Annotated in this window: 11 protein-coding genes and 1 tRNA gene; 10 read left to right on the top strand and 2 right to left on the bottom strand. The window is 47.1% G+C overall.

What is annotated here, in order from left to right; translation table 11 throughout:
• Positions 1–249 precede the first annotated feature (249 nt).
• Positions 250–335 (top strand) — tRNA-Leu (locus tag BN3772_RS01175).
• Positions 336–411: 76 nt separating this feature from the next.
• Here the strand turns inward: BN3772_RS01175 and BN3772_RS01170 are convergent.
• Entirely contained in the window at positions 412–726 is a 315-nt protein-coding gene (locus BN3772_RS01170) for a DUF6809 family protein (protein ID WP_042195802.1), read from the bottom strand.
• Positions 727–903: 177 nt separating this feature from the next.
• On the opposite strand from BN3772_RS01170, the gene BN3772_RS01165 reads away from it, so the two are divergent.
• Complete coding sequence (locus BN3772_RS01165) at positions 904–1,137, top strand: helix-turn-helix domain-containing protein (protein ID WP_042195799.1); 234 nt, start codon at positions 904–906, stop codon at positions 1,135–1,137.
• 974 nt (positions 1,138–2,111) lie between these two features.
• Here BN3772_RS01165 and BN3772_RS30990 read toward each other — a convergent pair.
• On the bottom strand, positions 2,112–2,351 hold the full coding sequence (locus BN3772_RS30990) for a hypothetical protein (protein WP_042195798.1): 240 nt from the start codon (positions 2,349–2,351) through the stop codon (positions 2,112–2,114).
• 120 nt (positions 2,352–2,471) lie between these two features.
• Here BN3772_RS30990 and BN3772_RS01155 point away from each other — a divergent pair, with 120 nt between their 5' ends.
• From BN3772_RS01155 to BN3772_RS01120, 8 genes are all read left to right on the top strand, one after another.
• On the top strand, positions 2,472–4,109 hold the full coding sequence (locus BN3772_RS01155) for a helix-turn-helix domain-containing protein (protein WP_042195795.1): 1,638 nt from the start codon (positions 2,472–2,474) through the stop codon (positions 4,107–4,109).
• A gap of 112 nt (positions 4,110–4,221) precedes the next feature.
• The gene (locus BN3772_RS01150; RefSeq protein WP_042195792.1) at positions 4,222–5,235 is read left to right on the top strand and encodes an ABC transporter substrate-binding protein; all 1,014 of its coding nucleotides are present in this window, start codon (positions 4,222–4,224) and stop codon (positions 5,233–5,235) included.
• Between the two features lie 233 nt (positions 5,236–5,468).
• A complete protein-coding gene (locus BN3772_RS01145; protein ID WP_042195790.1) occupies positions 5,469–6,437 on the top strand; it encodes a LacI family DNA-binding transcriptional regulator in 969 nt (322 codons plus the stop codon).
• Between the two features lie 196 nt (positions 6,438–6,633).
• On the top strand, positions 6,634–7,551 hold the full coding sequence (locus BN3772_RS01140; protein WP_244444649.1) for an ABC transporter permease: 918 nt from the start codon (positions 6,634–6,636) through the stop codon (positions 7,549–7,551).
• A 13-nt stretch (positions 7,552–7,564) separates the two neighbouring features.
• Positions 7,565–8,461: a carbohydrate ABC transporter permease gene (locus BN3772_RS01135; protein WP_042195784.1), complete on the top strand. Its 897-nt coding sequence runs from the start codon at positions 7,565–7,567 to the stop codon at positions 8,459–8,461.
• A 111-nt stretch (positions 8,462–8,572) separates the two neighbouring features.
• On the top strand, positions 8,573–10,198 hold the full coding sequence (locus BN3772_RS01130) for an ABC transporter substrate-binding protein (RefSeq protein ID WP_042195783.1): 1,626 nt from the start codon (positions 8,573–8,575) through the stop codon (positions 10,196–10,198).
• Between the two features lie 29 nt (positions 10,199–10,227).
• Positions 10,228–12,699, top strand: a complete 2,472-nt coding sequence (locus BN3772_RS01125) for a PfkB family carbohydrate kinase (protein ID WP_042195780.1) — start codon at positions 10,228–10,230, stop codon at positions 12,697–12,699.
• Entirely contained in the window at positions 12,696–14,972 is a 2,277-nt protein-coding gene (locus tag BN3772_RS01120; protein ID WP_042195778.1) for a GH32 C-terminal domain-containing protein, read from the top strand. Before BN3772_RS01125 ends, BN3772_RS01120 begins: the two co-directional genes overlap by 4 nt.
• Positions 14,973–15,006 lie beyond the last annotated feature (34 nt).

Below are 15,006 nucleotides of genomic sequence, written 5' to 3'. Positions count from 1 at the left end.
AAATGCCTTTGGATTGACTCTTATGGTGCAGATGGCGGGAATCAAAAGTAACATTGCTCTTTAGTGTGCTGTTCGTCTAAAGAGGTAACGTCACTGTCAATTGCGGAGTTTACTTTTTAGAACAAGCTCCACCCATTGATTCGACACTATTCTTACTTAAGGTACATGAAAAAATATTGGAAATATAGATTGCGTGTTTATCGGATACGTGATATGATATTTCTTGTCGCGTTACAACGCACATCATATGCCGGGGTGGCGGAACAGGCAGACGCACAGGACTTAAAATCCTGCGAAGGGTGACCTTCGTACGGGTTCGACCCCCGTCCTCGGCACTACAGTGAGAACCTTGAGAAATCAAGGTTTTTTTGTTTTCTTTAATTAAGGTTTATAAGCGATTTTCTATGTACATTAGGGATTGTTGTCAGGAAAAGTGCTAAGCTTACTGGCCAACTCCTCTTCCCCGATTAAGACCTCGACCATAATGCCCGCTCCCAAGCGGAATCCATATTTAAATACAGAAGCTAGCTCCATCTCATGAGTTTGAGCATACAGGTCTAATAACGCTTCCAACTGCTTGAATTCCTCCTCGGAAAGTTTGACTCTCCAGGTTGCTACGGTTTCAACTGTTTTTTGGCTTAGCTGAACGTATTGCGGGTCATTAGGTTTAACTTCTTTATCAGGATGCAAGTTACCATTGTATAGCTGTCTTATGAGACTCCTCATTTCTTCATTCCTTTCTCTTATTCAAGTACATTAAACCCATTAATAATTTGCTATTTTTGGTATGTCAGAGCCTTTCTTAGGTGAATCATAACATAAATAAATATAATTTTGTAGAGTATACTACGTGGAATTGAAGGCTGAGACAACTAGATAATGAATCTAAAAAGAGGTAATTCCTTGAGATCAGAAGAGATATTTGGACAAGTCCTAAGGATGATTCGGAAGAAGCAAAAGCTGAGCCAAGAAAAATTAGCATTCCAAAGTAACCTTGACCGAACATACATATCCATGCTGGAGCGTGGAGTTCACCAGCCTACCCTAAATTCTCTGCTTTCTCTTGCCGGAGCCTTGAACATGAAAGCTTCGGAGTTAGTGAATCTTGTGGAGGAGAAGATAGAGGAAACTAAATGAATATATGTTTAATGGAGAAGAACGACTGATGCATGGGTTTTGCAGAGTTGTTCTTTTTGTTTTTGATGATGGATTACAGGAAGTGTTAACATCGTAGTGACATTAAACTGATGAAGAGGTGCGATTTTGGAGAAGAGCTATATTATAAATAATATCTCAGAGTACTTAAATGTAATTAGGGAAAACGCTCTATATAACTGTATCTATAGAGGGCAAAATGAATTTTTTAGGGGAATATAGGCTAGTGGCTTTCGTCCGTATCAGGGGGGATTCATTAAAGACACTATTTTTGATATAGAAGGAATTAACCAGGCCTAATCCGTTGTACCAGTCTTATTCAAATTCTATATCGATTTGTTCCAGTGCTGAAGCGGCTATATCCTAGATGGATGAAGTCTCTATGGTGCGGCGGGAATCTCCTTACTGAGCGGGAAGAGGAAGTATTGGGCCTGGTAACCGGTGTTAAAATACGAAGCAAATGGTCAGCGAGCTTTATTCAGCTTTAGACGCATTTTGAATTATATTTGTCAAATGGAATACGAGGGGCATCCGCAACTCGATTAATCGATTACTTAAATGCCTACTGCCGCCATTCCAACAAGCACCTTTGCCCTCATTCGCCCATTTTTGTCCGGCGAATGTCCGCAAGTGCGTTTTCACGGAGTTTAAGTAGTTCGGTATCGCCAAATTTTACCGAGCCGCCTGTAATCTCTTCCATACCGCTGAGTGCGAACAGCAGTGTTGATTTTCCCTAACCGGACGGCCCCATCACGGCAACAAACTCTCCCTTTGCTATTTCCACGTTTACTTCGTTCAGCACTTTGGAAATTTTTATGGCCTGGATGCCGGAAACACCCAGCATGGTGGCGACGACAACGCAACCTGTAATCATCAGAGGTGAAATAAGGTAGGCAAACCACGGGTTCATCTCAAATGGAAGGTTGATGCGCCAAAGGAAGAAACGATTGCCGCGCCTACAAGCTCTCCCAGCGTATTTGCTGGAATGTTAGATATTGCCTGCGAATATCCGCACCGGTGCAGCCCATTGATTTCAGTATAGCAATGGGGTAACGGTCTTTTGCCACAAGCATTTTCATAAACAGCACTGTGACTAGTAGTGTCAGCATGACAGTTGCACAGATAGAGACAGCGGAAGACATTTTGATGGCGTCCCGCGTAGAGCCGAGCATCTGCCAATGCATTAAGATTTTCATAGCTAATCTCCTGTTTTCAGAGAAGTCCTAATACATATTGTGTGAAGAGTATATTTTATTCCTCCTATATATCTTAGAATGAGTAAACGAGATGAATTTTTGAAGAGGAGAGGGGGATATATGGAGAAACATATAAAATGGATAGCCCAGTATGAAAATGTTGAATCTTTAACAGATCGTTGGACTGTTGCAGGAGAGGTGCATTATTTTCCTGCCCATGCCTTGATTTGTATAATGGATGGAACAGCAGTCTGGAGTATTAACGGACATAAGACAGATGTCTGCGCTGGACAGCTACTTGCAGTAGAGAAGGAATCGATGATTGAAGTTGTTAACAGAGGAAATTCAGATTTAATAGGCTGGATCACTCAATTTCATGCCTATCGTCTAAACCATGAACAAGGTACTATGGAGTCTTACGAATGGAATACCCCCTCAACGACCGCGTATCAAAAGGTAAATCTATCAGAACTTACCATTGCTAGAATTGGACATAAGTTAAATGAATTGAGCCGGGGAGATGCTTCTCTCCATTGGCATGCAGCATGGACAGGGGGGCAACAGCTTGTTTATGAAATGCTGAATGAGCTGTATTCTCAAAAAATAGGTAGGGCACTACCTCCCGAGCAAGGATTAAGGCAGACTACAGAGTATATCCACGCCCATTATGGTGAAAAAGTGACCCGTACTCAGCTTGCACAGGTTGCTCAAATGAGTCCGTGGCATTATACACGTAAATTTAAAGAGTATTATGGACAATTGCCTTTAGATTATTTAGCGCATTATCGTATGTATCGTGCATTGGAGCAGCTTATATTAACTTCGCAAAAATCAGAGGTGATTGCCAAAAGGGTTGGATACGATGATCCGCATTATTTTAGCCGTCGCTTCAAGCAGGTAACGGGTATTTCTCCGCAAAATTATATATCTACAATGTCAAAAAGAACAATAGTGTGCTTATCTCCCTCATTTGCGGCTACTCTAATTGCTATTGGTATTACTCCTTATGCTGTGGTTGTTACAGCAGTACTATTACCGCAGCACCAATTGAATTTATTTATAGAGCATAAGGTTCGTATGCTGGAGGTTTCACAGTATCAAGTGGATGTAGGGATTATAAGGCAAACAAACCCTGAAATCATTCTTGGGAATCTGCATAGTGAAAAAATGGTGGAGGAGATGTCTGTATTTGCTCCAGTTATAACAGGGTTTAGTAGAGAAGCGGAGCAACTGCTTTGTCAGCTTGGAGCATTGTTCCATAAGGAAGAACAGGCATTGCGGGTTCAGTCACAGATGCTTACAGAAATAGAGAAGGCAAGTATCGCGCTTCGTTCTTTCATTAAATCTGGTGTAACCGTTATGGTTCTACGTGTGGAACCCTTTGGATATCGTTTTTTAGGCAAGTATTCCAAAGGAGTTTCTCGCTTATTGTACCAACAGCTTGGGTTTACTATGCCGCAGGTGCTAGAATCTGGAGAAGATTGGTATAATCCCTGTTCGCTTGAACAATTAAACGCCGCCAATCCGGACTACTTATTTGTAGAAAAACGGATGATGCAGCACTTTGATGTAGAAGAAACAATGCAAGCATTAACAGAGAGTGAGGTATGGGACAGATTGAATGCTGTCCAAAACAATCATGTCACTTATGTCAGCACAAATCTATGGATAGACAGCTGTGACTCTTGTGGACAAAAAATGATTCTAGACCAAATTATGAATAGTATGATTGATAAAAGTAAAGCGGAAGCACAATAATCCAATCAAAAAAGCCCCTTTAGCTATGGCGAAAAGAGTTTTCGTTTGATAGTATTTGATAATAATAATCATTATCATTAATACTATATTGTTTAAGGGGAGAATAAAATTCATGAAACGTAAGTTGTTTATTTTAAGTATGGTACTGGTTTTAAGCCTTGTAATGGCTGCTTGTTCCAGTAACAAAACCAATGTTAGAGCTAATTCAGCAAATACGGCAGCGGAATCACAGACAAAAGCTACAGCAGAAGAAAGCAAAGATACAGCCGCAACTAAAGTTGTTCAAAGTCAATTTGGTGAGGTGATCATTCCTGTTGCTCCTGAAAAATTGCTGGTATTAAACTCATCTTATGCTGAGTATTTAATAGAACTGGGTGTTGTGCCTCAAATGGTAACCATTATAGAAGAGGTTGAGCCGCAGTATCGTGCACCATATTTCAAAGAGCATGGTGTAGAAATGATACCAACGGTGCAGTATCAGTTTAACTTGGAACAAATCCTGGAGTTATCCCCTGACTTGATTATTATTAATGGATCTGCAATAGAGCAATCTGTATATGATGAGTTATCTAAAATTGCACCCACTGTAGCTCTGGATGCTAGCGTTGAGATGAAGGATGCGTTACCTAAACTAGCGGCTATTTTTGATAAGAATGAACAGGCTAACGAAATTTTGGCAGAATTCGATGAAAAAGCGAAGATAGCACGTGAAAAAATTGCTACAGCCATTGGTGATAAGACAGTATTAGTTTTGAGGGTAGAATCTAACCAGTATCGGTATATGGGACCTAAGGCAGGAAACAGCAGTATATTTTTCTATCAAACATTAGGACTTAACGCCCCGGAAGCAATCAAAGAAACGGATACATGGTTTTTGCCATTTTCAATGGAAATTTTACCCGAACTGAATCCAGACTATATTTTCTTAGAGGATCGGGTGCTTAAGGGCTATGATACAACCGAATCTATGAATAGTTTAACGAAAAGTAAAATATGGACGAGTCTAGACGCTGTGAAAAATAATCATGTATTTCCTCTCAAAACAAATGACTTCACAGGAGGCTTGGGACCTGTAGGTTCTATTTTATTGGTCGACTATGTCGTAGAACAGCTGGTGCAAGAATAGCTTCAATACTACTTGTTCAAGTGAAATAGCCCTTCAGTCCCCATATATACTGGGGGTCATGAAGGGCTTTTTATCTTAGACGATAACTTCAAGTTTGATGGTATAGTCTACGGCCTCTATTGCTGAACTTGATGGAATCGGATACTTTGAATTTTGAAACGTTTCCAAATTAACTATTGAAACGTTTCCACTTTGGTGCTATTATAATTTTCAGAAGAGGTCGGAGGTGTTAAATGACAAGCATTAAAGATGTAGCCAACTTAGCCGGCGTTGCTGTAGGTACCGTGTCCAGAGTCATTAACAACTCTGGCGCCGTCAAACCCAAGACACGCCAAAAGGTAGAAGAAGCCATTCAGGAACTGAATTATTTCCCGAATGAAGTGGCCCGGAATTTTAAAATGCAGAAATCCAAGATGGTCGCCTTATTGCTGCCGAGTATCTGGAACCCTTTCTTTTCTGAGCTGGCCTACTACATTGAGGATGAGCTGGACCGGGAAGGCTATAAGCTGATGCTGTGCAACAGCGGCGGCAAACCGGAAAAGGAGCTGTATTATCTCGATATGCTGCGGCAGAACAAGGTGGCTGGAATTGTTGGCATAACTTACAACGATATCGAGAATAATGTGAGCAATGACATTCCGATTGTAAGCATTGACCGGCATTTTAATAAGAAGATCACCTGTGTCACTTCGGATAATTATGAGGGAGGCCGTCTTGCCTTAAGAGAGCTTGTGAAAGCGGGAGCCAGGAAGCCGGCTTTTATGGGGAGTGTCACCTCTGTGTTCAGTGAGACCATGAACCGGAGAGAGGGTTTTATCCATGAAGCGCAGGTGTTGGGCGTAGATTATGTAATCTACGAGAAGCCGGACCCCATCGTGGACAACCAGGCCTTTATTAGCGAATTCCTGCAGAAACACGGAGATGCAGACGGTATTTTTGCCATTACTGATATGTTTGCCGCCAGTTATATAGATCAGGCCAGCAAGCAGGGGATTCGGGTTCCTGAGGACGTGAAGGTCATCGGCTATGACGGCATTCAGGACAGTCCCTATTTTCACCCTATACTGTCTACTATCAGGCAGCCGGTGGAGGAAATGGCACGCACGACGATCAGACTGCTGTATGACAAGATCGAAGGCATTCCGCTGGAGAAGCAGGTGTACCGTATACCCGTTGTATTCAGACAAGGTGAGACTACATGATCTCGTGCAGAGCAGAGAAACATCAGCATATCCGTATGGATGTACCGACTGGCGTTTTTCTTTTCTAAATTGGAAACGTTTCAAGTTCGAAAATATATTTTTTTATCCCGAATTGGAAACGTTTCAAAAGACTGTTTATTTTACTTTGAAAGGGAGTATAAGCGTGAATTCAAGAACCAGTACGGCAGATCCCTCCATGATCAAACCGGGCCGCAAAAAATGGAGCCGGTTCAAGCGCGACTATGAGCTGTACCTGTTTTTGGTGCCGATCATTATTCTGTATCTCGTATTCAAATACTATCCGATGTACGGGGTGCAAATTGCTTTTAAGGATTTCTCGCCGAGCCAGGGGATCTGGGGGAGTGAATGGGTAGGGTTCCAGCACTTTAGAGATTTTTTCAATGCTTATAATTTCTGGATCATCATCACAAATACGCTCTCACTCAGTTTTCTTTCGCTGCTGTTCGGCTTCCCGGCACCCATCATCATCGCTATTATGCTCAATCAGATGCTGGGCAAGTCCTATAAGAAATTTGTCCAGACCGTGATTTATGCGCCGCATTTTATTTCGACCGTTGTGCTTGTCGGGATGCTCAATGTGTTCTTATCGCCCAACAGCGGTCTGGTTAACCATCTGGTTACCGCATTTGGAGGGCAGCCCATTCTCTTCATGGCTGATGAGGGCTGGTTTCGTCCGCTGTATATCCTCTCAGGCATCTGGCAGGAGACAGGCTTCGCCACCATTATCTACCTTGCTGCGCTTGCGGGAGTCAATCCCGAGCTGCACGAAGCGGCTATTATGGACGGGGCGAGCAAATGGAAGCGTGTGTGGTACGTGGATATTCCGAGCATTTTGCCGACGATTGTTATTCTGCTGATTCTCGCACTGGGCAATATCATGAGCATCGGTTTTGAAAAGGCATTTCTGATGCAAAGCGATCTCAACTACGCCACCTCCAATATTATTCCTACCTATGTCTATGAAATGGGGATTCAGAAGGCCCAGTACAGCTTTTCCACGGCAGTCGGCCTGTTCAACTCCCTGATCAACATCATCCTGATCTTCACTGTAAACCGGATCGCCAAAAAAATGACAGAAACCAGCCTGTGGTAAGGAGGAAGCAATCATGAACCAATTAATGAAGCGAAAGAGCAGAGGGGACGCCTGGTTTGACATCATCAACTATATTTTGCTGACCCTCATTATGCTGCTCGTGTTGTACCCGCTGTACTTTGTGCTGGCTGCCTCATTCAGCGATCCCAATTATATCTACTCCGGTGAGGTCTGGCTGTTTCCGAAAGGCTTCACGCTGGACGGCTATGAGCGGATATTCAGTGACTCATCCATCTGGATCGGGTATGGGAATTCTATTTTATACGCAACGCTGGGGACCTTAATTGGAGTTGCCGTGACGGTATTCGCAGCGTATCCGCTGGCCCGTAAGGATCTGGCCGGGAAGTCGGTAATTATGTGGTTTTTGCTGGTGACGATGTTCTTCAGCGGCGGGCTGATTCCGACCTACCTGCTGATAAAAGATTTGCACATGCTGAACACAATGTGGGCACTGGTCATTCCCGGAGCAGGCGGTGTATTCAACGTCATCATTGTCAGAACCTTTTTCCAGTCGTCCATACCGGATGAGATGTGGGAAGCGGCTTCGATTGATGGATGCTCGAACACCAGATTCTTCTGGAGTATCGTTCTTCCCTTATCCAAATCCATTCTGGCGGTAATGGTGCTGTATCATGTGGTCGGCTTCTGGAACGGGTTCTTCGATGCCTTGATCTATTTGAATAATGAGAGCAAGTATCCGCTGCAATTGGTGCTGCGCAATATCCTTGTCCAGAATCAGGTCAATTCCGGGATGATGATTGATGTGGAATCCTATGCAGCCAAGATGCGCGTGACCGAACTGATCAAATACGGGGTCATCATGGTATCCAGTCTGCCGCTGCTGATTTTGTATCCTTTCCTGCAGAAGTATTTTGTCAAAGGCGTAATGATCGGTTCTATCAAGGGCTGATTCTCATATCCGGCACTTGAGAGGGGGGATGCACCGCCGTATTCAGGCCGACAATAGCAGAGCAACACAAGCAGTTAACGGATGGGATGAACAAAAGGGAGGTTATGGATAATGAAGTCTTTATTCAAAAATGCGGGGATTGTGGTATTGGCCGGTGCGTTTGTGCTGAGCGGGTGTTCAGGTAACGGAAACGGGTCAAAGAATCAGGCGGAGAATCCGGATCAGGAAGCGAATTTCAATGCAACCGGTCTTCCTATCGTAAATGAAGCTGTGTCCTTAAGAATGGTAGCCCCGAAGGCGGCTTTGGCGCCGGAGTTCACGGAGATGGAAATCTTCAAACGGCTGGAGAAGGATACTAATGTAAAGATTAACTGGGAGAACATTCCTGATACCGACTATACAGAGAAGAAAAACCTGCTGCTGGCTAGCGGCGATTTGCCGGATGCCTTTTATGCGGCCGGATTTACCGACTATGAGCTGATCAATTACGGTGAAGACGGAACTCTGATTCCGCTGGAGGATTTAATTGAGCAATATGCACCTAACTTGAAAGCGCTTCTGGACCGCCGGCCTGATATCAAATCATCCATTACCGCACCAGACGGGCACATCTACGGTCTGCCATCCTGGGAAGAGAATAACCTGGGAACGAACCCTTTCTTTCACGTTATCAATAAAAGCTGGCTGGATAAGCTGGGCCTGAAGGTGCCGGAAACGCTGGATGAATACACAGAAGCGCTGCTGGCCTTCAAAACGCAGGACCCGAACGGCAACGGCAAGCAGGATGAGATTCCGCTCAGCTTTATGCATATGCAGTGGTGTATGGATATCGCCGGACTATTCGGAGCCTTTGGACTTCCGGATAACCTGGAGCACCGTGTCGTCCGTGACGGCAAAGTTATTTTTACAGCGACTCAGCCTGAGTACAAGGAAGCCTTGAATTATTTTCATGAAAAATGGTATAAGCAGGGTCTGATTGATCCGGAATCCTTCACTCAGGATGCAGCACAGTATCTGGCCAAAGGCAAAACAACAGATGAAACGCTGGGCTCTTATGTCTGGTGGGAAGTGGAAGAGGTTGTCGGTACCGAACGTGCCAAGGATTATGTTCTGCTGTCCCCGCTTAAAGGTGCGGATGGGGAGCAGACGATTGGACACTCCAATGGCGGCGGGCCGGGACGCGGGTCTTTCGTCATTACCAAAGAGAACAGCAACCCGGAAATTACTATGCGCTGGATCGACCAGCAGTATGAGCCTTACATGGCTGCTCAGATCCACTGGGGTCCGCTGGATGTCGTATACAAGAAGGATGATAACGGTAAGCTCGTGAATCTGCCGCTGCCTGAGGGAGCGTCTGCAGGTGAATTCCGTCAAAAGGTTGCTCCGGGATCTGGCGCGCCTGGCGTCATTACCTTCGATGACTTCGGAAAAGTGGTAGATATGGAGCCCCGCGCCCAGCAGCGCGCTGAAGACCTGGCGAAATACTACAATCCGTATATGGAAAAAGAAAACTATCCGGGCATCTTCTTTGAACCGGAGGAGCTGGACACCATCAACAAGATTGAGCCGGAACTGATCAAGTATGTCAATACACAAAGAGGGAAGTTCATTGTAGACGGCGGCGCAGATGAGGCATGGGACAGCTACATCAAGACACTGGAAAAGATGGGCCTGAATGAATTGCTGGAAATCTATCAGACCGGGCTGGACCGCTACAATGCAAATCTAAAACAATAAATAAATAGAGTGTTAGGTGGGGAGAAGCTGTGCCAGATGTAATCGCGATTGGAGAGGTATTGATAGATTTTACTCCGGCAGGCCGTTCAGCCGCGGGGAATGAGCAGTTTGAGTGCAATCCTGGAGGAGCTCCGGCTAATGTGGCCGCTGCGTTGTCCCGTCTGGGTGCAAGATCGGCACTAATCAGCAAGGTTGGAGGAGATTCATTCGGCTCCTTACTGCACAATACACTGCTGAGCAGCGGTGTGGATGTAGCAGGCGTATCGGTAACGGACGAAGCAAGTACGACCCTGGCTTTTGTTCATCTGGATGAGCAGGGAGACCGGTCCTTCAGCTTCTTCCGGAAGCCGGGTGCAGATACCTTCTTGCATACGGAGGATATCCCATTCGGGCGGATCGAAGCCTGTCAGGCACTGCATTTCGGCTCATTGTCTATGACTCATGAACCTGCCCGTACAGCAACCAGGAAGGCAGTTCTTAAAGCTAAGGAAGCTGGAGTGCTGCTGTCGTTCGATCCGAATGTCCGGTTTGCATTATGGGAGAGCAAGGAAGAAGCGAGAGAGCATATTCTTTGGGGGTTGAATTATGCCGATATCCTGAAGGTTTCGGAAGAAGAGCTTTCTTTTATTACGGGCACAGAAGATATTGGAAAAGGTTCACTTACGCTTCAGCAGCAATTTGATATTGCACTCATTGTCGTTACTTTAGCGGAAAAAGGCTGCTATTACCGTCTGGCGGGCCAGGATGGATATGTGCCGGGCTTTAAGGTCAAGGCCATTGATACGACTGGAGCCGGAGATGCTTTTCTGGGCTGCCTGTTATATAAGATTCTGGATAGCGGGGTCTCCCTGAAGGAGCTGACCGCTCAGCAAATCACCAGCATGCTAACTTTTTCCAATGCCGGCGGAGCATTAGTAACAACACGAAAGGGGGCTCTCGGGTCCATGCCGACGACTGAGGAGATTAATATGATGATAGATTCCAGCAAACAATCTAGTGACGACCGGTTCAGACCCGGGTTCCACTTTTCACCTCCCGACAACTGGGCGAATGATCCCAACGGATTAGTCTACTACAAGGGAAGCTATCATCTATTCTATCAATATCATCCATATGGTAATAAGTGGGGGCCGATGCACTGGGGGCATGCAGTAAGTGAGGACCTGGTTCACTGGGAGCATGCGCCTGTTGCGCTATTCCCGGATGAGCATGGAGCTATCTTTTCGGGCTGCTGTGTAGTGGACTGGAATAACAGCAGCGGCATGTTCGAAGATTCCCGGGGAGGACTCGTTGCAATCTTTACGCATGCGGATACCCATCCGGAGACAGGCCAGCCGCGGCAGCGGCAGAGTCTGGCTTACAGCAGCGATGAAGGCCAGACCTGGCAGAAGTATGAGGGGAATCCCGTGCTTGCCGAGGAGGAGCTGATAGACTTCCGGGACCCCAAGGTATTCTGGCATGCGCAAAGTGAACGGTGGATCATGGCGATTGTTGCAGGAGACCACGCCCGGTTCTATGCCTCTGACAATTTGCGCGACTGGTCGCTGACCGGTCAATTCGGCCAAGAAGAAGGCTCGCATGACGGCGTCTGGGAATGCCCGGATCTGTTTCAGCTGCCGGTGGATGACAGCGGCCGTTCGAAATGGGTGCTGATTATCAGCATCGGGGACAATCCAGATTGTCCTGAAGGTTCGCGCACGCAATATTTCATTGGCGAATTCGACGGAAAGACGTTCATTAATGACAACCCGGCCGATCATATCCTGTGGCTGGATTATGGCAGAGACAACTATGCAGGCGTTACCTGGTCTGATATTCCCGAGCAAGACGGCCGCCGCGTCCTCATCGGGTGGATGAGCAACTGGAAATATGCCAACGAGACTCCAACCGGTTCCTGGAGAGGTGCAATGACATTGCCCCGCGCCTTATCGCTGACGAGCAAGGACGGGAGTGTCGTGCTGACCCAAATGCCTGTCCGGGAAATAGAGCAGCTGCGCAAAGAATCCGTGAGCTGGAAGGACGTCACTGTTACGCCTGAATCTCCTTTCATACAGCAGACGAATCATAATCTGCTGGAGATTGCAGCAGATCTCGATGTCCGCTCCGGGGATGAAGTCTATATTCATCTGAAATCCTCGGGACAAAGTGAGGTCATTATCGGTTATGATCCTGCTGATAAGCGGCTGTTCACCGACCGCATCCATTCGGGTGTGACCGATTTCCATCCGGCGTTTGCCAGCCGGCATGGTGCAGGCTTGGCTACGGGGAATGGACAGCTCAGGCTGCAGATCTGGCTGGACCGTAATGCAGTTGAAGTATATGCGGACAATGGTCTGGTTGTGCTGACCGATCAGATTTTCCCCGAGTCTCCGATTGAGAGTATAGGCATTAGTACGAAGACAGGGCAGGTGGTTGTGAACTCCCTGCAGATTCACACGCTGGACGCTGTTCAGATTCCATATGTCAGTACTGGGCAGCCAGCAAGGAGGAATGAGGCATGAACAGCTCAGCGGGAGACCGCGGACTAACGATGCATTGGGCTTTTGATGAAGGAGCCGGAGCTAGTGCACTGGAGAAAGTCACTGATACGGTGGATAATGTCCATTACGTATTCAATAATGCGGAGTTTACAGACCCTTGTACTCCGCAGTGGAGGGCGGGTGTAGCAGGTAGCAGTCTTCTCTTCGATGGTTATTCAACCTATATTGAACATTCTGTCCATAGAGAAGGCCGTAGTGGAGAGCCGAAATTTCTGACGGCTCTCAGCATCGGGGTTTGGGTTGCTCCGCGAACCTATGAATGGGGACATGAAGGCAAGCTGGCCGCCATTGTTAACAAGCACAATAAGGATGCCGGGCAGGGGTATCTGCTTGGCATGTTCCGTCACGGCTCCTGGTCCTTCCAAATCGGGCTTGAGGGAAAGGAATGGATCGAAATCTGGTCACCGGACGGCTGTGAACTGCCCAAGAATGAATGGTCTTATGTAAATGCCGTATTCAATGGGGATAAAGGTGAGCTTAAGCTGTATTTGAACGGCAGCGAGATTGCTTCGGCGGTCGTACCTGCCGGTTCCCGGCTGGCGGAAGCCGGGGATACAGACCTGCTCATTGGCAGGAACAATCACAGCAGTAAGCTTGCAGAGGTGTTCAGCCTCCATATGTTCAGCGGGCTTATGGATGAGCTGAAGATTTATAGCCGTGCTCTGAGTAACGAGGAAGTGGCCTCTTCTTATCAGGAGGTGCTCGCCGCACATGGAGGCGTCCGGCCGCAAGTGGCATATGACGACATCAGGCTGGACCGCACTCCCCTGCTTGCAGACCGGCACAGACCGCAATATCATGTCAGCCCGCCGGCACACTGGATGAACGAGCCGCATGCACCAATCTATTTTGACGGGAAATATCATTTGTTCTATCAGCATAATCCGCAAGGGCCGTATTTCCATCATATTCATTGGGGGCATTGGGTAAGTGAAGATCTGGTGCATTGGCGTGATCTTCCTGTAGCCCTGGCACCCGAGAAGGATCAGCTCGCACCCGACGGAATCTGGTCAGGAAGTGCGGCTTATGATGCTGACGGCCTGCCTGTCCTGTTCTTTACAGCGGGCAATGACAGTGCGTCACCGAATCAGAGCGTAGCGCTGGCCAGAAGCACTTATTCTGCAGACGGGAATTCTGATCTGGTCAGGTGGATCAAACATCCGGAGCCGCTTATTGTACAGCAGCAGGGGATCGGAGCCTTCGGAGATTTCCGGGACCCGTTCGTGTGGAAGGATGAGGATGGCTGGTATGCCCTGGTCGGATCGGGGACGGAAGGCGGAGCGGGAGCAGCGCTCGCATTTTCATCAAAAGACATGCTGAACTGGACGTACAAAGGAGCATTTTTTGAAGCGGATATTCAGAAGTTCCCTTACCTTGGACCGATCTGGGAGCTCCCTGTATTCCTCCCTCTGGGCACTGACAAGCAAGGTGTGAGTAAGCATCTTCTGCTGGTCAGTCCTGTAGGAGCCGGTGCCGATGTTGAAGTGTTCTACTGGATCGGACAGCTGGATAAGCACAATCTGTCTTTCATACCCGATCAGGAGGAACCTCAACTAATGGATGTCGGAGATTTCCATTTTACCGGGCCGAGCGGGATGGTTGATCCGGTGACAGGCAGGAATATCGTCTTTACGATCGCGCAGGGTGACCGGACATCCATGCTGGAATATCAGTCCGGCTGGGCTCATAACGGCGGTTTGCCGGTAAGCGTGTATTTGCGGGAGGACGGCAGGCTCGGAATTGAGCCGATACATGAGCTGCAGTCACTGCGGGGTGAGAAGCGATTATCGCTTCGTGACAAGTCATTAACAGAAGCCAATGACCTGCTGAAGGCTATTCAGGGCGATATGCTGGAGATTCAGCTGGAAATGGAACAGGGAAGTGCCGCACAGCTTGGAATCAAGGTCCGGTGTGCACCGGATGGAGAGGAAGAAACACTCCTGTATTATGACTGGAAGAAATCTGCTCTTTTGGCCGACCGGACGAAAACTTCGCAGCATCCGGAAGAAAAATGCAGCGGAATTCAGGGCGGTAAGCTGGAGCTATGCGGCGAGAATCTGAAGCTGCACATCTATCTGGACCGCTCCATGGTGGAGGCCTATGCCAACGGGCTTAAAAGCCTGACTACCCGGGTATACCCGGGCCGAAAGGATGCCTTGGGGCTTAAGCTCTGGGGAGACGGGGAGTCTATGGTGAAGTCGATGGAGATTTGGGATATGAAGTCTATATGGTAATGCGGAGCGCCACGGCGCTCCATCCCTTATGGAT

This window comes from Paenibacillus camerounensis, from assembly GCF_000723885.1.
Classification (GTDB): Bacteria; Bacillota; Bacilli; order Paenibacillales; family Paenibacillaceae; genus Paenibacillus_AQ; species Paenibacillus_AQ camerounensis.
Note: the sequence above shows the minus strand (reverse complement) of the source record. Positions and strands in the feature narration are given on the sequence as shown.